Origin of the sequence: Streptomyces sp. SCSIO ZS0520 (assembly GCF_025643355.1) — a bacterium.
Classification (GTDB): Bacteria; Actinomycetota; Actinomycetes; order Streptomycetales; family Streptomycetaceae; genus Streptomyces; species Streptomyces physcomitrii.
This window is the reverse complement of the sequence record NZ_CP092644.1, coordinates 7,591,757-7,611,794: the sequence shown is the minus strand read 5'-3', so window position 1 is coordinate 7,611,794 and position 20,038 is coordinate 7,591,757. Positions and strand designations below refer to the sequence as shown.

The 20,038-nt window shown below is 73.3% G+C and carries 17 protein-coding genes; 8 read left to right on the top strand and 9 right to left on the bottom strand.

From position 1 onward, the window contains the following. Positions 1 to 72 precede the first annotated feature (72 nt). Together MID12_RS31230 and MID12_RS31225 are read right to left on the bottom strand one after the other, a co-directional pair. On the bottom strand, positions 73 to 2,208 hold the full coding sequence (locus MID12_RS31230) for a putative bifunctional diguanylate cyclase/phosphodiesterase (protein ID WP_263172513.1): 2,136 nt from the start codon (positions 2,206 to 2,208) through the stop codon (positions 73 to 75). Continuing rightward, positions 2,205 to 3,011, bottom strand: coding sequence for an SAM-dependent methyltransferase (locus tag MID12_RS31225; RefSeq protein ID WP_263172512.1), 807 nt, complete (start codon positions 3,009 to 3,011; stop codon positions 2,205 to 2,207). Before MID12_RS31225 ends, MID12_RS31230 begins: the two co-directional genes overlap by 4 nt. 1,106 nt (positions 3,012 to 4,117) lie before the next feature. Here MID12_RS31225 and MID12_RS31220 point away from each other — a divergent pair. Together MID12_RS31220 and MID12_RS31215 are read left to right on the top strand one after the other, a co-directional pair. After that, a complete protein-coding gene (locus tag MID12_RS31220) occupies positions 4,118 to 4,882 on the top strand; it encodes a DUF4239 domain-containing protein (protein WP_040255590.1) in 765 nt (254 codons plus the stop codon). 231 nt (positions 4,883 to 5,113) lie between these two features. Further along, positions 5,114 to 5,644 (top strand): hypothetical protein, encoded by a 531-nt coding sequence (locus MID12_RS31215; protein WP_040255588.1) that lies wholly within the window; start codon positions 5,114 to 5,116, stop codon positions 5,642 to 5,644. 106 nt (positions 5,645 to 5,750) lie between these two features. Here MID12_RS31215 and MID12_RS31210 read toward each other — a convergent pair whose 3' ends face one another. Next, positions 5,751 to 6,347: a hypothetical protein gene (locus tag MID12_RS31210; protein ID WP_040255587.1), complete on the bottom strand. Its 597-nt coding sequence runs from the start codon at positions 6,345 to 6,347 to the stop codon at positions 5,751 to 5,753. A gap of 330 nt (positions 6,348 to 6,677) precedes the next feature. Between MID12_RS31210 and MID12_RS31205 the strand changes: the two genes are divergently transcribed. The 3 genes from MID12_RS31205 (at position 6,678) to MID12_RS31195 (ending at position 8,785) form a co-directional block, all read left to right on the top strand. Further along, on the top strand, positions 6,678 to 7,328 hold the full coding sequence (locus MID12_RS31205) for a class F sortase (protein WP_040255586.1): 651 nt from the start codon (positions 6,678 to 6,680) through the stop codon (positions 7,326 to 7,328). 108 nt (positions 7,329 to 7,436) lie between these two features. After that, entirely contained in the window at positions 7,437 to 7,898 is a 462-nt protein-coding gene (locus MID12_RS31200) for a universal stress protein (RefSeq protein WP_040255585.1), read from the top strand. Between the two features lie 362 nt (positions 7,899 to 8,260). After that, complete coding sequence (locus MID12_RS31195) at positions 8,261 to 8,785, top strand: hypothetical protein (RefSeq protein WP_040255584.1); 525 nt, start codon at positions 8,261 to 8,263, stop codon at positions 8,783 to 8,785. A 99-nt stretch (positions 8,786 to 8,884) separates the two neighbouring features. Here MID12_RS31195 and MID12_RS31190 read toward each other — a convergent pair whose 3' ends face one another. Then, on the bottom strand, positions 8,885 to 9,745 hold the full coding sequence (locus MID12_RS31190; RefSeq protein WP_263172507.1) for an Fpg/Nei family DNA glycosylase: 861 nt from the start codon (positions 9,743 to 9,745) through the stop codon (positions 8,885 to 8,887). A 54-nt stretch (positions 9,746 to 9,799) separates the two neighbouring features. Continuing rightward, positions 9,800 to 11,872, bottom strand: a complete 2,073-nt coding sequence (locus MID12_RS31185) for a SpoIIE family protein phosphatase (RefSeq protein ID WP_040255582.1) — start codon at positions 11,870 to 11,872, stop codon at positions 9,800 to 9,802. Between the two features lie 123 nt (positions 11,873 to 11,995). Between MID12_RS31185 and MID12_RS31180 the strand changes: the two genes are divergently transcribed. After that, a complete protein-coding gene (locus MID12_RS31180) occupies positions 11,996 to 13,426 on the top strand; it encodes a lipase maturation factor family protein (RefSeq protein ID WP_263172505.1) in 1,431 nt (476 codons plus the stop codon). A 55-nt stretch (positions 13,427 to 13,481) separates the two neighbouring features. On the opposite strand, the gene MID12_RS31175 is transcribed toward MID12_RS31180, so the two are convergent. Continuing rightward, positions 13,482 to 13,655, bottom strand: coding sequence for a hypothetical protein (locus MID12_RS31175; RefSeq protein WP_163011145.1), 174 nt, complete (start codon positions 13,653 to 13,655; stop codon positions 13,482 to 13,484). Between the two features lie 335 nt (positions 13,656 to 13,990). On the opposite strand from MID12_RS31175, the gene MID12_RS31170 reads away from it, so the two are divergent. After that, a complete protein-coding gene (locus MID12_RS31170) occupies positions 13,991 to 14,440 on the top strand; it encodes an inositol oxygenase (RefSeq protein WP_263172502.1) in 450 nt (149 codons plus the stop codon). Between the two features lie 423 nt (positions 14,441 to 14,863). Here MID12_RS31170 and MID12_RS31165 read toward each other — a convergent pair whose 3' ends face one another. Both MID12_RS31165 and MID12_RS31160 read right to left on the bottom strand, forming a co-directional pair. Continuing rightward, a complete protein-coding gene (locus MID12_RS31165) occupies positions 14,864 to 16,324 on the bottom strand; it encodes an SDR family NAD(P)-dependent oxidoreductase (protein WP_263172501.1) in 1,461 nt (486 codons plus the stop codon). Between the two features lie 111 nt (positions 16,325 to 16,435). Beyond that, the gene (locus MID12_RS31160) at positions 16,436 to 17,170 is read right to left on the bottom strand and encodes a (2Fe-2S)-binding protein (protein WP_263172499.1); all 735 of its coding nucleotides are present in this window, start codon (positions 17,168 to 17,170) and stop codon (positions 16,436 to 16,438) included. Between the two features lie 224 nt (positions 17,171 to 17,394). On the opposite strand from MID12_RS31160, the gene MID12_RS31155 reads away from it, so the two are divergent. Further along, positions 17,395 to 18,450 (top strand): DMT family transporter, encoded by a 1,056-nt coding sequence (locus tag MID12_RS31155; protein WP_107071435.1) that lies wholly within the window; start codon positions 17,395 to 17,397, stop codon positions 18,448 to 18,450. A gap of 117 nt (positions 18,451 to 18,567) precedes the next feature. Here the strand turns inward: MID12_RS31155 and MID12_RS31150 are convergent, their stop codons facing one another. Next, positions 18,568 to 19,905: a transglycosylase family protein gene (locus tag MID12_RS31150; RefSeq protein WP_263172495.1), complete on the bottom strand. Its 1,338-nt coding sequence runs from the start codon at positions 19,903 to 19,905 to the stop codon at positions 18,568 to 18,570. Positions 19,906 to 20,038 lie beyond the last annotated feature (133 nt).

The window sequence follows — 20,038 nt, the reverse complement described above, 5'->3', positions numbered from 1 at the left end:
TGCGCCCAGGGTTCCCGGGCCCCGGAGAGCCCCGACTCCCGTACGGACAGCGGCCGTTGACCGTGCCCGGGATCAGCCGGTGGCGTCCGCCAGGGCGAGCTGGTGCAGGCGGTCGGGCGGGCCCGGACGCGCGTAGTACCAGCCCTGTGCGGTGTCGCAGCCCAGCTCGCGCAGCTGCTCGGCCTGGGCCCCGGTCTCCACGCCCTCCACGGTGACCGCGAGGTCGAGGTTGTGCGCCAGGGCGACGATCCCCTCGACGATCTTCAGGTCCACCGGATCGGCCGGGAACTGCTGCATGCCCTGGGTGAAGGAGCGGTCCAGCTTGAGGATGCTGACCGGCAGGCGGCGCAGGTTGGCGAGGTTGGAGTACCCCGTGCCGAAGTCGTCCAGGGCGATGTCGACGCCCATCTCGGCGAGCCTGCGCAGCGGCTTCAGAAGGTCGTCGTCGGCCCCGATCAGCGCGGACTCGGTGACCTCCAGGCACAGGCTGTGCGGGGCGAGGCCGACCCGCTCCAGGATCTCCACGGTGTCCGAGACCAGGCCCGGGTGGGTGAGCTGGCAGGGCGAGAGATTGACGTTGATGCGCAGCGGCCCGGCGTCCGCGTGGCGCTCCTGCCACTGCCGCGCCTGCCATACGGACTGCTCCAGGACCCAGCGGCCCAGCGGCACGATCAGTCCGGTGTGCTCGGCGAGTTCGATGAAGCGGTCGGGGCCGAGGATGCCGTGCTGCGGGTGCAGCCAGCGCACCAGGGCCTCGGCGCCGCGGACGCTGCCGTCGCCGAGGTTGACCAGCGGCTGGTACTCGATGAAGAACTCGCCGCGGGCGAGCGCGGCGGGCAGCGCGGTGGTCAGGCCGTGCCGGGTGATGGCGCGGGCGTCCTGGACGGGGTCGGCGAGCTCGAAGCGGTTGCCGCCGGCCGACTTGGCCCGGTACATCGTGATGTCGGCGCTGCGCAGCACCTCGGCCGCGCTGCGCTCCCCGGCGGGGCCCTCCACGATGCCGATGCTGCCGCGGACGGTCAGCTCCCGGCCGTCGATGCGGATCGGCGCGGAGAGGGCGTGCATGATGCGCCCGGCGAGTTCGTCGACCTCCTGCTCGGTGCCGTGACCGGTGGTCAGCGCGACGAACTCGTCGCCGCCGAGGCGGGCCACCATCTCGCCGGGGGCCGTGGCGCAGGACTGGAGGCGGTCGGCCACCTCGACGAGCAGCCGGTCGCCCGCGGCGTGGCCGAGGCTGTCGTTGACCGTCTTGAAGCCGTCGAGGTCGAGGTAGCACAGGCCGAAGCGGTTCTCGGGACCCGCGGCGAGCGCCTTCTCCAGGCGTTCGAAGAACAGCGTGCGGTTGGGCAGCCCGGTGAGCGCGTCATGGGTGGCCTCGTAGCGCAGCCGCAGGTTGAGCAGCCGCCGCTCGGTGGTGTCCTCCATCAGCGCCAGCTGGTACTGGGGCATGCCCTCGGCGTCCCGGAGCAGGGAGACCGAGAGATTGGTCCACAGCGCGGTGCCGTCCGGCCGGTAGAAGGCCTTCTCCACGTGGAAGTGCTCGCGTTCGCCGCGGGTCAGCTCGCCGTAGAGGTTCCACACGTGCGGGGCGTCGTCGGCGTGGGTCCAGTCCGAGACGTTGCGGTTGCGCACCACCTGCTCGGGGGTGCCGAGCATCCGCAGCAGGGTGTCGTTGACGTCGATGACGGTGCCGTCGAGGGAGGCGATGCTGATGCCTATCGCGGCGCCCTCGAAGACGGCGCGGAAGCGGGCCTCGCTGGCGTGCAGGGCCTCGGCCACCGCGCTGCGCGCCTTGAGGGCCGCCGCGGAGATGGCCTCCTGCTCGGCCAGGGTGCGCTCGCGCAGGGCGTGCGCGAAGCCCGCGGCCGCGGCGTGCTGGAGGCGGGCGCTGCGCGAGCGCATCTCCTCCTGGTCGCCCTCGGCGCCGCAGTAGAGGACGAGGTAGGCCTCGACCACGTCGAGGGTGCGGCTGAGCGCGTCCGGGTCGGTGCAGTGCGCGTCGACCAGGGCGGCGCCGACCGGGCGTCCGCGCGAGGCCTCGAAGACCGGGGCGCACAGCGCGTCCCTCAACTGGCGTGCCAGCGGGAAGAGTTGCTCCTCGAACTCCGGACGTGTCCGGGAGGTGGCCGTCAGCGGGTACACCGCCCGGCTCCATATCGTCGCGAACCGCCGTACTCTGTCTTCCGGTCCGTCCGGCTCCGCGGTCACGCCGTGCGCCCCACTCCGGCGTAACCCGCAAAGGAATACGGGTCCTCCTCCTCGGGGGCGATGTCCGGCCGCCACTCCGGCATCCGTACGAGTCCGGGGTCGAGGATCTCCATGCCGTCGAAGAAGCGGGCGATCTCGTCCTTGCCGCGCAGCTTCAGCGGGTTGCGGATGTTCTCGTAGACCCCGGTGACGCCCTCGGTGGGCTCGGCCGGCATGAGGTCGCCGGAGGCGTGCGTGAGGATGAGCAGGCTGCCGGGGGCGAGGGCGCCGCGGAGCTGTTCGAGGACCTCCTGCGGCCTGTCGCTGTCGTCGATGAAGTGCAGCAGGGCCACCAGGAGGAGGGCGACCGGCCGGTCCAGGTCGAGGGTCTCGCGCAGCTGAGGGCTGGTCAGGATCTCGCGCGGGCGGCGGAAGTCGGCGGCGATGACGGTGGCCCGGTCGTTGCCCGCGAGCACGGCCTCGCTGTGCGCGACGGCGACCGGGTCGTGGTCGACGTAGACCACCCTCGCCTCGGGGTCGGCGCGCTGGGCGATCTCGTGGACGTTGCCGAAGGTGGGAATTCCGGAGCCGATGTCCAGGAACTGGTCGATACCCTCCGCCACCGCGAACCCGACAGCACGGCGCATGAAGGCACGATTCGCCTGCATGATCTTCGGCAGACCCGGCAGGAACTCCATCGCCTTGCGCGCGGCATCCCGGTCGACCTCGAAGTTGTGCGAACCACCCAGGTAGTAGTCGTAGATCCGGGACACGCTCGGCACCGATATGTCGATGCCCTTCGGCGCCCAGGCGGGTCGCTCCATCTGAAGTCTCCAACGGCGTAGGGAGGCCACTGTCCGGCCCGAGGCTACTGATCGCCTGCCAAAGGAGCGAGCCAAAACGGAAATTGGCCGTCCGTTCTCAGTCACCGCCCGGAGCAGGCCTCATGAAAAAGCCGGACGAATTCGCCCCTATGCATTCTCAACGGAACCATCGAAAAAAACCGGTCAGTCGGCTGGCCGGACCCCAACAGGGGCCCGGCGGCCCGGACTTCCACCGGAGCGGGGGAAGGTGAAGACCGCGTTTTCGCCGAGTCTCGCACACCGCTCGAATCGCGCCACGTACCGGGCCGATTACGGGCGGTGGCCGCGCCCCGGACTCCCAACTGCCCCGAAAACAGCGCCACATGACCCGCGGCACGGCAGAACATGGCGCTTTCCGAACGCGCCCGCGCGGCCCGCAAACCCCGGGCGGCGAACTCCGCCCGTTCGTGCCAATTCGGTGTCCGCTTCGGCTTGGTGAGCCCCCGGCCCGCCCATGCTCTCGACGTGCAGCCAACCTCGCGGTCCGCATCCGCCCTCGTCACCCGCATGATCGCGCTCCTGGCCCTGGCCTGGATCCTCGGCATACCCGCGCTCCCGGCCTCGGCCGCCGCCCCGGCGGACGCCTGCGCCTGGGCCGGGGCGGGCGGAGCCGTGGCGCGCGCCGGGGACACCGTCGCGGTGGCGGGCGCGGGCGCCGGCTTCTGCGGAACCAAGCCCACCCCGCGCCCGCCGACGGCGACCCCGACACCGCCCCCTCCGCCACCACCACCGCCGCCTCCGCCACCCCCGACCCGGGAGGCACCGCCGCCTCCCCCGCCTCCCTCCCCTCCGCCGCCTCCTCCGTCACCGACACCCGAGCCTCCGCCGCCCCCGCCGCCCGCGCCGCCGCGTCCCGAACCGGCCCCGCCCGCGCCGGAGAAGCCGCGGCCCAAGCCTCCGGCCGTACGCCCCGCTCCGCGGGCTGTGCACTACCCGCGCCATCAGCCGGTGCGGCACAGCAGGCCGCCGCGCCACGGTCCGTCACTGGTCACTCTCACTCTGCTCATCACGGCCCCCGCGGTGCTCGCCGTCGCCGCGCTGCGCCCCCGCTGAAACCCGGAGGCCCCATGTCGGAATGGCTTGTTCTCACCCTCGCGATGGTGGCCGCCTGCGGCGTCGTCCTGGCGGTGACGATCCTTCAGCAACGCAGAATCGGCTCGGACGACGACCCGACGGAGACCCCGGACGTCATCGAGTACATGACGATGATGATCGGGGTGGTCTACGCGATCGTGCTCGGCCTCGCCATCGCCGGGGTCTGGGAGGCCCGCGCCGAGGCCCAGGCCCATGTGCACGCCGAGGCCCAGGCACTGCACGAGATCCAGGAACGGGTACGGGCCTATCCGCCCCGGGTCCGCGAGGAGATCCGCGGGGAGGTCGAGGACTACGTCAGCTATGTGGTGACCACCGAGTGGGACAGCTCCTCGACACGCGGGGGCCTGACCGACCGCGGCGACGCGCTGCTCGCCAAGATCCGCCACGGACTGACCGACCACGAGCCCGCGAGCGACTTCGAGGCCCAGGCCTACCAGCCGCTGCTCGACCAGATCACCGCGGCGGACGACGCCCGCAGCGCCCGCGGCGACTCGGCCGAGGCCACCATGCCCGGGGTGGTCTGGTTCGGACTGATCGCGGGAGCGCTGGTGACCGTCGGCATGATGTTCGCGCTCCAGATCAGGCGCACGCCCAGAGAGCTGATCCTCGCCGGGCTCTTCTCGGCGCTCATCGCCTTCCTGCTCTTCCTGGTCTGGGACTTCGACCTGCCCTACAGCCGGGACATGGCCGCCTCCACCGAGCCGCTGCGGGAGCTGGTCCCGCGGCTCCTGGAGTGAGCCCCGGGGCGGGTACGCGCGCGGGCCTCCCCCAGCACGGACCGCCCCGCCCGGCGGGCAGCCACGCCGGGCGGCACCCGCCGTGATCGCCTGATCGGCCGAGCCGATTACCCCGTCTGCCCGGCCCCGATCGCGCCCGGGGCGGCGCCTTCCTAGCGTCGCCCCTATCGAGGGCACTACCGGCGAAAGCGGAAAAGGTCCGCGCTGTCCCTCGGAGATCCGGAGGATCACATGCGCGCGATACGCGTCGCCTCGGCCGCGCTGCTCGGTGCCACCGCCCTCGCCCTCACCGCCCCCGCCGCCGTGGCGGCACCGCCCCGCGGCAAGGAGCGCTTCGAGGTGGAGGTGTCCCCCTCCACCGTCGCCGCCGGCGGCGAGGTGAAGCTGACCGCTTCCGGCTGCAAGGGACGTACCAAGGTGCACTCGGGCGTCTTCGACACCGTGGTCATCGAAGCGGGCGACAACTCGGCGACCACCGAGGTCGACTGGGACGCCCGCAAGGGCGCCACCTACTCGGTCACCTTCTCCTGCGAGCGCGGGATCACCCGTACCGCGGAACTGACCATCGCCGAGGGGCGCCCCGAGGAGCCCCTGGTGCCCCCGGGCGAGCACCCCCGGCACCCGGACCACGGCGTGGACGCCGGGTTCGGCGGCACCATCGGCGGACTGGACCTGGGCGAACTGGGCTTCGGCGCCCTGCTCGTCGTCGGCACCCTGGGCACCGCCTACCACTTCTCCCGCCGCCGCGCGGACGGGAGCTGAGCCCCGCCGGTCCGCCGCAAGCCGTGGGCCCGCCCCCCTCACCGGGTGGCGGGCCCACGGCTTTCACCTGCGGCATCGCGGAAGGAAGAGCCGGGCGGGCCGGGTATCACACCCGGTTCTCCGCCCTGCGGCGCAGCCAGAAGGCACCGCCGCCGAGAGCCGCCGCGGCGACCAGGCCGCCGCCGATGGCCATGTCGGTACCGGTGGCGCCGCCCTTGCTGCTGCCGCCGATGCCGCCCTGGACGGGGCCGCCGATGACGGTGAAGGCGTCGCGGCTGTGGATCGTCTTGCCGTTGCACATCGCCGTGATGTCGTACGAGCCGGGGCGGGCGTCGTGCTTGATCCAGGCCTCGGCGGTGGCCGGGTTGCTGCCCCGCAGGTTCACGGTGCGCTGGAAGGCGCGCGAGGAGACGCTCCGGGTGCCGTAGTTGCACTTGGAGTCGCTCACCGAGACGGTGAGCTTGCCGCCCCTGGCGATCACGCTGGGCACGGCCATGACCCGGCCGGAGCCGCGGTCGTGCAGGGCCTCGCCGGACTCCTCCTGGCTCATGCCGCTGCCGGGCTCGTCCTCGGTCACGACCTTGCCGGACTCGGCCTCCTTGACGACCTTGCCTGCGTCGGGGTCCGCGGCGACGGCCGGAGCGGCGAACGAGACGGCCGCCGCGACCGCGGCCGCTGCCGCCAGAACACGAGTGGTACGCATGGGTTTCCTCCGCGGAGGCGCCCCGGGGATCCGTCCCCGGTGATGGGCGTGTGCGCCTCCCAGACAGACCCTCAGATGCCGTGCACAGAGCCGCATTTCGGGACTGCGCCGTCCCGGTGAGGCGACACGCCGGGGCTCCGCCGCACGCCGTGATATCGCCGCAGGTCACACACCGTCAGGAAATAACCCGAGCTGCTCGCCCCGGATGGCGCACCGCGACGCGGGCGGCCACCCGTTCGCCGCCGCGTGCTCGCCGCGCGGGGGCACCGCGCTTAGCTTTCTCGTACGCGCGGCGGGGTCCTCGCACGCGGGGTGAGCAAGGGAGTGCGCATGTCCTCTACCGGGTCCGCCGACGGCGGCAGGCCGACGAAGAAGCGGGCCCCCTGGGGGGTCATGGCGCTCGTGCTGCTCGCCGGGGTGGCACTGATCCGCAACGGCTCCGGCGAATTCGACTCGGGCCCGCCGCAGCCGGCCTCCGCGGACACCGGGACCGAGCGCGCCAGCGGCGGCGGCGCGGCGGCGCTGCCGTTCGCCGAACCGGACCGGGTCCGTATCGACGCGATCCGGGTGAACGCCCCGCTGATGCCGGTCGGCATCGACAAGAAAGGCTGGATCGAGGCTCCCCCTCCCGAGGAGCCGAACCTCGCGGGCTGGTTCACCAGCGCGGTGACACCCGGCGAGAAGGGCACCGCGGTGGTCGTCGGACATGTCGACAACTCCCGTGGCCCCGCGGTCTTCTTCGGCCTCGGCGCCCTCAAGAAGGGAAACCACATCGACGTACGGCGCAAAGACGGAAAGACCGCCGAATTCGAGGTGTACGGAATCGAGGTCTTCGAAAAGGACGACTTTCCCGGCGCCAAGGTGTACGGCGGCAAAGGCCGCCCCGAATTGCGGGTGATCACCTGCGGCGGCGGTTATTCCAAGGAATCCGGATACGACGGCAATGTCGTGGTCTTCGCCCGTATGGTTTCCTCCCGCTGACCGCTCCGGCGGCCTCGTCGGCCCCGCTTCCGCCCGTCCCTTCGCGCGCCCCTTCGCACATACCGGAGCAGTGGCGGGCGGAGCCGGCGGCTCCGCTAGCCTCGGAGGGTGACGGAACACCAGGCATCCCGCTTCGAGCGCGGCACGGACGGCCCCAAGGTCATCCTGGCGGGCGTCGACGGCTCCGAGTCCTCGATGCGCGCGGCCGCCTACGCCGCCGGACTGGCCCGCCGCCAGCGCGCCCTGCTCGCCCTCGTCTACGTGCAGCCCGTCATGACCGCCGGTGCCGCCCTGGGCGTGCCGGTCGCGGAGACCACGGACGAGATCGCCCAGGACATCGCCGCCGACATCAGCAGCAGCGCGGAGCGGTTGAAGGACATATACGACGTGCGCTGGGAGTTCCACACCTTCCGCGGCGACCCGTACACCGGCCTCGTCTCGGCCGCGGACGAACTCACCGCGGACGCCGTGGTGGTGGGCGCCTCCGAGCAGGCCGGCCACCGCTTCGTCGGCTCGGTCGCGGTGCGCCTGGTGAAGGCGGGCCGCTGGCCGGTGACCGTGGTGCCCTGAGCCGGCGCCGCCGGGTCGCAAACCGGTCAACCACCCTGGCCGGAAGTGGCCATGTGAAGACTCTCACCCTCCCCGGGGAGTGACGCCCGTGGGCGGTGGGCGCTGTCGTGGTGCCTGGGATTCGGGGGATCCGGGGGCCGGTCCGGCGCCGGTTACGGTGAACCGGCGCCATGGGTCGACAAGGCCCCGCGCGCCACCGTACGCACAACTGACAGCCGCCGCTGACCTGCACAGAAACCGGAGACCGGGTCAAGACTTGGCAAATCGCCTTGCTCCCGACCCCTGTGGGGGACTGCGCTGTGCTCAACCGTGCGTGCGGACGCGGTGCCCGAGAGGCGCACGGAGCCAGGGAGGCGGGACGGATGCGGCAACAAGGCCAGGGAAGCGCGGAGGGTGCCGACGGCGGCGAACTCACGGTGCCGATGGCTTGGCTCTACGCCGAGTACATCGCGGACGAGCTGCTGCGCACCGGCGACCTGATGCCGCCGTCCTCCTTCGAGTTCCGCGCCGGGCGCGAGGCGCTGGCCCTGACCATCTACCTCTCCGACACCTCGGGCGAGCTCTCCGGCATCCGGGTCATCTCCCAGCTCGACAACTGGCTCTCCCTGACCGCCTACGAGCAGCCGTGGCAGCACTGGGTACGGGAGCAGATGGACGCCCTCGCCGGGGAGGCCGCCGGCACCCAGGGCCCCGACCTCGCGCTCGCCCTGGAGGCCTGGCGCTGGCTGGAGGAGACCGAGCTGCTCGCCCCGGACCTGGACGCCGTCACCGAGGGGCTGCCCCCGCACCCCGGCGCCCTGGAGGAGGACGAGGACCTGCCGAAGGTGTGGACCCCGGCCTGGCAACTCGGCCTGCCGCTGGGCCACTTGGCGATCCACCTGTTCTGAGCCCGGGCCCGCGCGGAGTTCTGAACCGCGGGCCCGCGCGGACCTCCGCGGCCGCACCCGCGCCGACGCCCGGCCGCCGTCGACCGGCCGCGGCCCGGCTCAGCGCAGCAGCCGGGACATCCTGCGGTCCGCGAGCGGCTTGCCGCCCGTCTGGCAGGTGGGGCAGTACTGCAGCGAGGAGTCGCTGAAGGAGACCTCCCGGATGGTGTCCCCGCACACCGGGCAGGCCTCCCCGGTGCGGCCGTGCACCCGCAGCCCGCTCTTCTTCTCGGCCTTGAGGCGCCCCGCCGCCACCCCGCGGGAGCGCTCCAGGGCCTCCCCGAGGGTCTTCCGCAGCGCCTGGTGGAGGCGTCCCGTCTCCTCCTCGGTCAGGCTCCCGGCCGGCTTGAAGGGGGACATCCGCGCGGCGTGCAGGATCTCGTCGCTGTAGGCGTTGCCCACCCCGGCGAGCAGACTCTGGTCGCGCAGCGCCCCCTTGAGCCGGCGGCGCTCCCCCGCGAGCAGCTCGGCCAGGCGCGCCTCGGTGAAGTCCGCCGCCATCGGGTCGGGACCGAGCCGGGCCACGCCCGGCACCTCACCGGGATCCCCGACCACGTACACCGCCAGGCGCTTCTGGGTACCGGCCTCGGTGAGGTCGAAGCCCTGGCCGGTCTCCAGGGCGACCCGCAGCGCGAGCGGTCCCTTGCCGGGGCGCGGCGGTCCGTCCGGGAGCCGGTCCTTCCACTGGAGCCAGCCGGCCCGCGCCAGATGGGTCACCAGGTGCACGCCGTCGGCGTCGATGTCGAGGAACTTGCCGTACCGCCCGACCGCGGTGACGGTACGGCCCTCCACCGCGCTCAGCGGCGGCTCGTACGTCTTGAGCACGCTGACCGCCACCGGCAGGACACGGACGATCTCGTGTCCCACCAGGTGCTCGTCGAGAAAGTCCCTGAGCGCGGCGACCTCGGGCAGTTCCGGCATAGATCCAGGGTGCCACCTCCCCGCGCGTACGGCCCGGGCGCGAGCCCCCGGTGCTCAGCCGCGCACGACGAACTCGCACCAGACGCACTTGCCGGTGCCGCGGGCCTCCACGCCCCAGACGTCGCAGAGCACGTCGACCAGGAGCAGCCCCCGGCCCGACTGCTCGCTGCGGGTCGCGTCCCGGCGGCGGGGCAGGGCGCTGGAGGTGTCCTCCACCTCGACCCGCAGGCGGCGCTGGGCGCCGGTGAGCACCCGCAGGGTGACCACCGCCGAACCGTCGGTGTGGATCAGGGCGTTGGTGATCAGCTCGTCGGTGACCAGCTCGATCTCGCCCGCGTCCGCGCCCGCGCCCCAGGCGCGCACCGCCGTGCGGATCATACGCCGCGCCTCGGCCAGGGACTCCGGGTCGCCGGGCGCCACATGCTGCCGGAAGCGGCCGCCGGACTGGGCCGCGCCGAGGCCCCGGCGGTTGAGCAGCAGCAGGGCCACGTCGTCCTCGCCGCCGCGCTCGTCGGCGCTCCCGCAGAGCAGGTCGGCGAGGGCCTCGACGTCCCGGGGCCCCTTGGCCACCGCCTCGGCCAGGGCGTGCATACCGTCGTCGAAGTCGGCCCCGGGGTGCTCGACCAGGCCGTCGGTGCACAGCACGAGCATCTGGCCCTGCTCCAGGCTGAGGGTGCGCACCGGGTACTCCAGGGCGCCGAACTCGGCCGAGAGCCCGATCGGCAGCCCGCCGTCCACCGGCACCCGGTGGCAGCTGCCGTCGACCAGGCGGATCAGCGGGTCGAGGTGCCCGGCGCGTACCACCTGGACCACGCCGGTCATCAGGTCCACCTCGGCGTAGAGGCAGGTCGCGAAGCGGTCGGTGTCGAGTTCGTGGAGGAAGACCGAGGCGCGGGCCATGACCGTGGCCGGGGTGTGGCCCTCGGCGGCGTAGGCGCGCAGCACGATGCGCAGCTGGCCCATGACGGCGGCCGCGTGGGTGTCATGGCCCTGGACGTCGCCGATGACGACGCCGACGCGTCCACCGGGCAGCGGGACCACGTCGTACCAGTCGCCGCCGACATCGCGCCCCACGGCCGCCGAGCGGTAGCGCACGGCGATGTCGGCGCCCGGCACCCCCGGGATCGAGCGGGGCAGCATCGCGTGCTGGAGCCCCTCGGCGAGGTCCTTCTCCTGCTCGTAGAACATCGCCCGCTGGAGGTTCTGGGCGATGCTGCTGCCGAGGGCGACGAGCAGGCTGCGGTCGGCCTCGTCGAAGCCGGTGCGCCCGCAGTAGAGCAGCCCGAGGGCGCCGATGGGCCGGCCCTGGGCGATCAGCGGCAGATAGGCGCCGGAGGTCACCCCGACCCGCCGCACATCCGGCCACAGCTGCGGATAGCTCTCGGCGTACTCCTGCGGGGTCTCCACGAAGCGCGGCGAGAGGGTGCGGATGACCTCGGGCATCGGGTACGGCTCGTCGAAGCGCAGGATCAGGGTGTGCCGCTCGAAGGGGTCGACGGGGCCCTCGGAGATGACCCGGATACGGCCGTTCTCCACCAGGCCCATCACCAGGTGCGCGGCGCCCAGGTGGCCGAGGCCGTGCTTCTGCTTGAGCACGTCGAGGATGTCCTGCACGGTCCTGGCGTGCGAGAGGGCGGCGGTGGTGCTCTGCACGATGCCGGTCTGCCAGCGCCGGGAGGCGTGCTGGCGCTCGCGCTCCTCCAGGGCGGTGCTGTCGCTCAGCTCCTCGGTGGCGTCGCGGACGATGCCGTGGATGCTGCGGGGGCGGCCCGCGGCGTCGCGTTTGATGAAGCCGGTCGAGTGGGTCCAGCGCAGCGAGCCGTTGCGCAGCCGCACCCGGAAGTAGGTGCCGTAGTGGCTGCGGCCCTTCTTCATCGCCTGGGAGATGACGCCGTCCAGGTGCAGGCTCTCGGCGCGCGGGATGCGGCCGGTGAGGGTCTCGGGGTGGTTGTCGTACTCCTCGGGCAGGACGTCGAAGATCTCGTACGCCGCCGCGTCCATGTGCATGAGGCCGGTGTCGAGGTCCCAGACGAAGCAGCCCATGCGGTTGAGCAGGAGGAAGGGGTCCGGGGTGGCGGCGGGCCAGTTCTCCGGGAGTGAAAGCTCGCTCGCTCCCCGATCAGCCATGCAGTCACCTTGCCAGCAATTGTCCGATTCTTCGACTCTGCTGGTCCGCCCGGGCGCCCCGGCGCGGGGACGCGGGCGGCGGTCCGCGCCGCGAGGGCGTACGGGGAAGGCCACACTGGGCGGGTGGACTGGTTCACCGTGAGCGACTACTGGCTGGGCCGCCTGCTCTTCCAGCGGGCGCTGGCCGGCGTCTACCTCCTCGCCTTCCTCGGCGCGGCGCTGCAGTTCCGCGCCCTGATCGGGGAGCGGGGCATGCTCCCGGTGCCGCGCTTCACCGGGCGGACCGGCTTCCGCCGCGCCCCGAGCCTGTTCCAGCTGCACTACTCCGACCGCTTCTTCGCCGGGTGCGCCTGGACGGGTGCCGCCCTTGCCGCGGCCCTGCTCGCGGGGATCGGGGACCTCCTGCCGCTGGGTGCCGCGATGCTGCTGTGGGCGGCGGTGTGGGCCCTGTACCTGTCGATCGTGAACGTGGGCCAGACCTGGTACGGCTTCGGCTGGGAGACCCTCCTCCTGGAGGCGGGCTTCCTCGCCGTGTTCCTCGGCAACGACGAGACCGGGCCGCCGCTGCTCGTCCTGGTGCTGCTGCGCTGGCTGCTCTTCCGGGTGGAGTTCGGCGCGGGCCTGATCAAATGGCGGGGCGACGCCTGCTGGCGGAAGCTGACCTGCCTCGACCACCACCACGAGACCCAGCCGATGCCGGGCCCGCTGAGCCGCGCCTTCCACCACCTGCCGAAGCCGGTGCACCGCGTCGAGGTGGCCGCCAACCACCTCGCCCAACTCGTGGTGCCCGTGCTGCTCTTCACCCCGCAGCCGGTGGCCGGGTGCGCGGCGGCGCTGATGATCGCGACCCAGCTGTGGCTGGTGCTCTCCGGCAATTTCGCCTGGCTGAACTGGCTGACCATCGTGCTGGCCCTGCCCGCCCTCGACCTCGGCCGCTTCACCGGGGGGCACCGCGACCCGGGCGCCCCGCTCTGGTTCGAGGTCCTGGTCCTCTCGGTCACCGCGGGGCTGCTGGCGCTGAGCTACCGCCCGGCGCGCAATCTCGTCTCCCGCCGCCAGCTGATGAACACCTCGTACGACCCGCTGCGGCTGGTCAACTCCTACGGGGCCTTCGGCAGTGTCACCCGGCAGCGGCAGGAGGTCGTGGTGGAGGGCACCCGGGACAGCAGGCCGCGGGAGGAGTCCGACTGGCGGGCCTACGAGTTCCGCGGCAAGCCCGGGGATCCGCGCCGCCGCCCGCGCCAGTTCGCGCCCTACCATCTGCGCCTGGACTGGATGATGTGGTTCGCGGGGCTCTCCCCCGCCTACGCCCGCCCCTGGTTCGGCGGCTTCCTCGAGCGGCTGCTCCAGGGCGATCCGGACACCCTGCGCCTGCTGCGCACGGTCCCCTTCCCCCCGGGGTCACCGCCGCGGTACGTCCGGGCGCGGTTGTACCGCTACCGCTTCTCGACGCGGCAGGAGCTCCGGGAGACCGGCGCGTGGTGGCAGCGCACCTTCGTACGGGACTACTGGCCGCCCACCCGGCTCGACGGGGCCGAGGAGCCCCGGAGCTGAGGGCCGGTACCGGCGGGCCGTCGGCGGACGGCCGGCCGGTGGGACGCGGCAGCGGTCAGTCGACGCTGGGCAGGATGTGCGGCTCGGCGAGGTCGTCCTCGTAGCCCGCGAGCCGGATGGGGGCCGATCTGGCCCAGACGTCGAGGCTGCCGAGTTCCTCGCTGCGGGGGGCGAGGCGTTCGGCGGGCTCGCGGACGGCCCGTTCGCTGGTGGTCTTCTCCGGTGTCACCGCGTACTCCTTCTGTGTCGGTCAATCCACGGTTGCTTCGGACCTGGCGTCGCGCCTGTCCTGCGTCGTCCGTACGGGATCTGTCGAGAGCAGCTCGGACGCGGTGGCGCCGGTGACTCCTCGGGAGGCGCGCCGTGACGGACGGCGGCTCCCGGAGCGGACCGTGCCTCCGGGTGAGAAGTCACGTGGACTGTCCGTGCGCTCAAGGGTAACCAGATGAGCGGCCCCGCGCTCGATAGCGCGAGAAACAACTGGTTCTTTTCAGGTCGCCTGTCGTTCACGCGGTCATGCTCTGCTTCTTCCGCCGCCGGTCCGCCCGAGGGAGGGAGCCCGTCTTGGAGCCGCTCAGCGTCGAGGAACTCATGGAGCTGCTGGACTCCTGCCGCGGCCTGCGGATCGCCGCCGGGGACCGCGGCGGCCCGGTCGACCTGCACGAGCATGCGCTCCAGACCGCCGCGCTGCTGCGCCGAAGCCACCCGAGCGACAAGGAGTTGCAGGTCGCCGGGCTGGTCCACGGAATCGGCCACGCCCTCCGTCCGGGTGAGCCGAACGGGCACGCCGACCTCGCGGCGGAGGCGGTACGCGAACTGCTCGGCCTGCGGGTGGCGCGGCTGGTACGGGAGCGCCCCGGGGCCGAGCCCGCCCCCGACGCCCTCACGCTGCACCAGGCCGGGGCCGCGGCCCGGGCGGCGGCACTGGACGCCGGGGTCCTGGAGGACTGGCGGCCGGTGCTCGAACTGGTCGCGGCGCGGCAGGCCCGGCCGGGCGGCCGGCACACACCATGAGCCCCACACGGGCACTCCCCCCTCCTGCATCCCCCCGACAAGGTCACACAGGAGAGGGTGTGATCGACAGCACATCCGGGGAACTGGCCGGAAGGTTTCCTACGACTTCCGACGGCACCCGGCGGACCCCTCGCGGAGCCCCGGCACACCCTCCGGAACGCGGCTCACCGGCCGGGTTCCGCGCCGGCCGCACACGAGTGCGGTGGAGCGGCGGATCCCGAGCGGCACCGGCTCCGCTTCCGGCCCCGCACCGCCGGGGTCCACGGCGCGCGGATCACGCGGCGCCGGACCGTGTCCACCGGGGCCCTGGGCGCGGTGACGTGCACTTGGCCGGATCCGTACCGCGCGCGGCGGCCCTCACCGCGCGGTCAGCCAGGCTCGGCGGGGCTCACCGCACGGGTCGGCCGCGTTCGGCGGCCGGGCTCACCACTTGCCGGGCGCGTAGTCCTTCAGGAAGACGCCGAAAAGCTCCTCGCCCGCCTCGCCGCGCACGATCGGGTCGTAGACCCGGGCGGCGCCGTCCACCAGGTCGAGCGGCGCGTGGAAGCCCGCCTCGGCAAGGCGCATCTTGTCGGGGTGGGGCCGCTCGTCGGTGATCCAGCCGGTGTCCACGGCGGTCATCAGGATGCGGTCCCGCTCGTACATCTCCTGGGCGCTGGTGCGGGTCAGCATGTTCAGCGCGGCCTTGGCCATATTGGTGTGCGGGTGGCCGGGGCCCTTGTAGCCGCGGGCGAAGACGCCCTCCATCGCGGAGACGTTCACGATGTAGGCACGCGAACCGGCGCGCGCGGCCGCGGCCATGGCCGGGCGCAGCCGGCTGATGAGCACGAAGGGCGCGGTGGAGTTGCACAGCTGCACTTCCAGCAGCTCGACCGGGTCGACCTCCTCGACGGTCTGCACCCAGCTGTTGGTGTCGTGCAGATCGGGCACGAGTCCGCCCGCGTCGATGGCGGTGGCCGCCTCGATACGCGCGGGGGTCGCCGAGCCCGCGACCAGGGCGAGCTGGGTGAGGTCCTGGGCGCTGAGTCCGCCGCGGCGGGCCTCGGGCAGCATGCCGACGGCGCCCGAGCCGAAGCCGCCGATCACCTCGGCGGCGGGCAGCGCGCCCGCGGGGGCGGGCGCGGACTCAGCGGCCACCAGCTCACGGTAGGCGCCGGGTGAACGGCGCACCGTCTGCGCCGCGTTGTTGATCAGGATGTCCAGGGGCCCGGCGGCGGCGACCGAGTCGGCGAGGGCCACCACCTGCGCCGGGTCGCGCAGGTCGATGCCGACGATCTTCAGCCGGTGGATCCACTCGTCGCTGTCCGGCATCGCCTTGAACCGGCGTACCGCGTCGGCCGGGAAGCGGGTGGTGACGGTGGTGTGCGCGCCGTCCCGCAGCAGCCGCAGCGCGATGTACATGCCGATCTTCGCGCGCCCGCCGGTGAGCAGGGCCCGCTTGCCGCCGAGGTCGGCGCGGGCGTCCCGGCGCATCCGGTTCTCGGTGGCGCAGGGCAGGCAGAGCTGGTGGTAGAAGGCGTCGACCTCGACATAGCGCTGCTTGCAGATGTAGCAGGAGCGGGGGCGCTGGAGTATCCCGGCGACCTCGCCGAGGCTGCTGGAGGACGGCAGCAGCCCCTGCGTCTCGTCGTCGATGCGCTCCGCGGAGCCGGTGGCGGTGGACTCGGTGACCGCCTTGTCGTGGGCGGTCTTGGCGGCCCTGCGCTCTTGGCGGCGCCGCTGCTTCACGGTGCGGTAGATCCCGGCGGTGGCGCGGCGCACGGCGATCGCGTCCGGGTGGTCGACCTCCAGCCCGTCCAGCTCGTCCAGCACGCTCAGGCACACCGCGAGGCGCTCCGGGTCGATGCCGGGGCCGTACTCGGGGGTTTCCTGTGTCGCCGTCATCGCGGTGCTTCCTCAGAATGTGCGTGCGCCGGTGGGGGTGCGCCCTGATGTTCCAAAAGCCGAACTTTACGTAGGCACCCGCGCTCCCGCCAAACCGCCTCGGGCCACAGCTCAGCTCCCCCGCACCGGCCCCGGCCCCGCGGTCCCCGGCGGCCGTGTGAAGCAGCAGTCGCCGCAGACCCCGCCGCCGGGGACCCGGTAGTACAGGCAGCAGCTGCGGCGCCGGAAGGCGGTGCCCTCGCGGTGGCCGGTGGCCGCGAGGACGGGGTCGGCGAACAAGGCGTCGCCGAGGGCGCGGGCGCGGGCGGCGGCCTCGGGGCGGCCGGTGCGGTGCGCCCAGCGGTCCAGCTCGCGCAGGGCACCGGCGAGCGCGGAGCCCGAGTTGCCGTGCAGCAGCCCCTCGGCGAGCCCGTAGCGCCGGTGCAGTACGGCGGCCAGCGGGTCGAGGTGGCGCCCGCGCACCGCCCGGTCCACGGCCTCCGGGTCCGCGGGCAGCATGCGCGCCTGAGCCAGCCACAGGTCCTCGCCGGTGGCCGCCTCGGGGTCCCAGTGCACCCGCGCGGGGTCGAGGTCGGGCAGCGCCCCGTGCAGCACCGCGGCGCCCAGGTGCAGCGACCAGATCCGGGCCGCCAGTCCGAGCTGCACGAGGGAGACCGCGACCCTGGCCTCGGGGGCGCCGATCCGCCCGGTCACCAGGCCGACGCGGACGGCGAGCGGATCGCTGCCGCCCGGTACGAGCGCGTAGGCCTCGGCGAGCGGGCGGGCCGCACGCGGCGGCCGGCCGGTGCGCAGCGCGAAGAATCCGCCGATGTCCGCGAGTGCCGCCGTGTCGAGATCCTGGACCATGGCAGAAGTACACCAACCCCCCTCACGCGGCCGTGACTCGGGGCTTGTGAGGGTCCGGCGACCCCCGCGAGCATGAAGGCGCCGGGGGTGTACTCCATCGGCAGTAGGAGGCAAGGCACCCTCAGGTACGACGACGTGAGCGCTCTCACGCGTCATGGTGGAACCATGGAAGCCGACCGTACGCCGCGCCGGGGCGTATCCGCCCGCTCACCGAGGAGCACCGGATGAACGCCCTGACGTTGTCCGTGGTCCTGTCCCTCGTCTCCGCCGTCCTCTACGCGGGCGGTGCGATCTGGCAGGAGCAGGTGGCCCGGGACAACCCGGACCGCCCGTACGCGCCGATGCGCAGTCCCGGCTGGTGGGGCGCGATCACCCTCAACGGTCTCGGCGCGCTGCTGCACGTGGTGGCGCTCGCCTTCGGCCCGCTCAGCCTGGTCCAGCCGCTCGGCGCGCTGACCATCGTCTTCGTGCTGCCGATGGCCGCGGTCCTGGTGCACCGCAAGGCCGGGGCCGCCGCCTGGCGCGGCGCGGTGCTCGCGACGATCGGGCTCGCCGGGCTGCTCGCGCTGACCGGCTCCGCCGACTCGCAGTCCCTCGGCAGCGTGGAGCGCCTGGCCCTCGCGCTCAGCACGGTCGGCGCGATCGTGGTCGTGGTGGCCGTGGCGCAGACCGCGCAGCGGCATCCGGCGGTGCGCAGTGTGCTCCTGGCGACGGCGGCCGGTGTCGCCTTCGGCATGGCCTCGGTGTTCACCAAGACCGTCGCGGTGGACGTCTCCGCCCATGCGGCGGTGGACCAGCTGCCCTCGCTGGCGGCGATCGGTGTCTTCGCCACCGCGGGTGTGCTGCTCTCCCAGGCCTCCTACCGGGGCGCGGGCCTGACCGCGCCGCTGGCCACGGTGACCGTGGTCAATCCGGTGGCCGCGGCGGCGGTCGGCCTGACGATGTTCGGCGAGACCTTCCGCTACGGCTGGGCCGGCACCGTGCTCGCGCTCGGCTGCGGCGCGCTCGCCGCGGTCGGCCTGGTGCTGCTCACCACCGAGCGGCTCGGGCGGGACGCGAAGGCGAAGGTGCCCGCTCCCGGCGGCGGGGCGGAGTTCCCGGGACCGCCGGCCGGGGGTCTGCCGAGCCCGAAGGGCCCGGATCCCGAGGAGCGGGGCGCGGTGCTGCGGAGCCTGCCCCCTGCCGCCGCGGCGCGGCAGCCGTCCCTGCCGGTGCGGCACGCGGCCCCGGCGAAGGTCGTGTTCAACGCGCGGCACTCCCGCGCGGAGATCCGCTCCTGAGTCCCGCCGCCCTCGCGGGACCACCGCCCTGAGCGGTCGGCTCCCGCCCGCGGGCGGGCAGTTCACCTGCACACGAACACAAACGCGCCGCCGGGAAAGCCCGGCGGCGCGCAGCTGTCAGAGGCCGACGCCCTTGGCCCGCAGATAGGCGAGCGGGTCGATGTCGGAGCCGAAGCCGGGTCCGGTACGGATCTCGAAGTGCAGGTGCGGCCCGGTGACATTGCCGGTGGCGCCCGAGCGCGCGATACGCTGGCCCGCGACCACGCTCTGCCCCGAGCGCACCGAGATGGCCGAGAGGTGGGCGTACTGGCTGTACCTGCCGTCCGCGTGCCGGATGACGACCTCGTAGCCGTACGAGCCGCCCCAGCCCGCCGAGACGACGCGGCCCTCGGAGACGGACTTGATCGAGGTGCCGGTGGGCACCGGGAAGTCGACGCCGGTGTGGTAGCCCTTCGACCAGGAGCTGCCCGAGACGCGGTACTGGGTTCCGGTGGACGCCGAGACCGGGGCGGAGAAGCGGTGCGAGACCTTCGCGGGCGCCGGCTTGTGCGGCTTGGGCTTGGGCTTCGGCGCCTCGGTACGGGGCTTCTCGGGGGCGGGCTTGTGCGTCTTGTGCGGAGCCGGGCGCTCGGACTTGCTCGGCGCGGGGCGGGTGGTCTTGGAGGGCGCCGGCTTGGTGTGCTCGGGGCTGGGCCGGGTGGTCGGCGAGGAGGGCTTCGGCCGCGGCGAGTCCTTCGCGGGCGCCGGGTGGCTCGAGGGCTTGCGGGCCTCGTCCTTCTCCGGCTGCTCGGGCTGCGCGGGACGGGTCCGGGGTCGCGCCGGGGCGTCCAGGGAGAGCCGCTGGCCGGGGAGGATCAGGTCCGGATCGCCGCCGATGGTACGGCGGTTGCCCTCGTAGAGGCGCTGCCAGCCCCCGTCGACGCGGCGCTCCTCGGCGATCTGGGAGAGCGTGTCCCCGGAGACCACGGTGTACATCTCGGCCCGGCCCGCGCGGGACTGCGGGGTGGTCTGCGGCTTGACGTCCGCGACCTGGGTGCGCGCCGGCGGGCGCACCCGCTCGGTCCCCGGGGCGGCCTCGCCGCGCGAAAGTCCCGCGGGGCCCGAGCAGTTGGGCCAGGCACCGGGGCCCTGGCCGCCGAGGACCTTCTCAGCCACCGCTATCTGCTGGTCCTTGCCCGCGAGGTCGGCGCGGGCCGCGAAGGAGCGGCCGCCGTACGCCTCCCAGGTGGACTGGCTGAACTGGAGCCCGCCGTAGTAGCCGTTGCCGGTGTTGACGCTCCAGTTGCCGGTGGACTCGCAGGCCGCCACCTTGTTCCAGGTGCTGGTGTCCGCCGCGTGGGCGAGGCCCGCGCCGAGCAGGGGGAGCGCCATGCCCGCGCCGCCTACCGTGACGGTGAGTGAAGCCCGATTGACCAGACCGGGCTGCTGCCGGCGGTGACGACCGCGTGCGGCCATGAATGCCCCCTCAATGCTTTCCTCTGGGCGGCGCACCGCTCCGCAAGGCTTCAAGGGCCGCAAAAATACGCGGTGTCGGGGCGCACGGACAAGGGCGCATTGAGTCGCACGCACCGGCGCACGGGCGGCTCCC

Coding starts and splice junctions, on each gene's coding strand:
- MID12_RS31225 (WP_263172512.1), bottom strand. CDS start 3,011: ATGGAGCGACCCGCCTGGGCGCCGAAGGGCATCGACATATCGGTGCCG.
- MID12_RS31220 (WP_040255590.1), top strand. CDS start 4,118: ATGTCGGAATGGCTTGTTCTCACCCTCGCGATGGTGGCCGCCTGCGGC.
- MID12_RS31215 (WP_040255588.1), top strand. CDS start 5,114: ATGCGCGCGATACGCGTCGCCTCGGCCGCGCTGCTCGGTGCCACCGCC.
- MID12_RS31210 (WP_040255587.1), bottom strand. CDS start 6,347: ATGCGTACCACTCGTGTTCTGGCGGCAGCGGCCGCGGTCGCGGCGGCC.
- MID12_RS31205 (WP_040255586.1), top strand. CDS start 6,678: ATGTCCTCTACCGGGTCCGCCGACGGCGGCAGGCCGACGAAGAAGCGG.
- MID12_RS31195 (WP_040255584.1), top strand. CDS start 8,261: ATGCGGCAACAAGGCCAGGGAAGCGCGGAGGGTGCCGACGGCGGCGAA.
- MID12_RS31190 (WP_263172507.1), bottom strand. CDS start 9,745: ATGCCGGAACTGCCCGAGGTCGCCGCGCTCAGGGACTTTCTCGACGAG.
- MID12_RS31185 (WP_040255582.1), bottom strand. CDS start 11,872: ATGGCTGATCGGGGAGCGAGCGAGCTTTCACTCCCGGAGAACTGGCCC.
- MID12_RS31165 (WP_263172501.1), bottom strand. CDS start 16,324: ATGACGGCGACACAGGAAACCCCCGAGTACGGCCCCGGCATCGACCCG.
- MID12_RS31160 (WP_263172499.1), bottom strand. CDS start 17,170: ATGGTCCAGGATCTCGACACGGCGGCACTCGCGGACATCGGCGGATTC.
- MID12_RS31155 (WP_107071435.1), top strand. CDS start 17,395: ATGAACGCCCTGACGTTGTCCGTGGTCCTGTCCCTCGTCTCCGCCGTC.
- MID12_RS31150 (WP_263172495.1), bottom strand. CDS start 19,905: ATGGCCGCACGCGGTCGTCACCGCCGGCAGCAGCCCGGTCTGGTCAAT.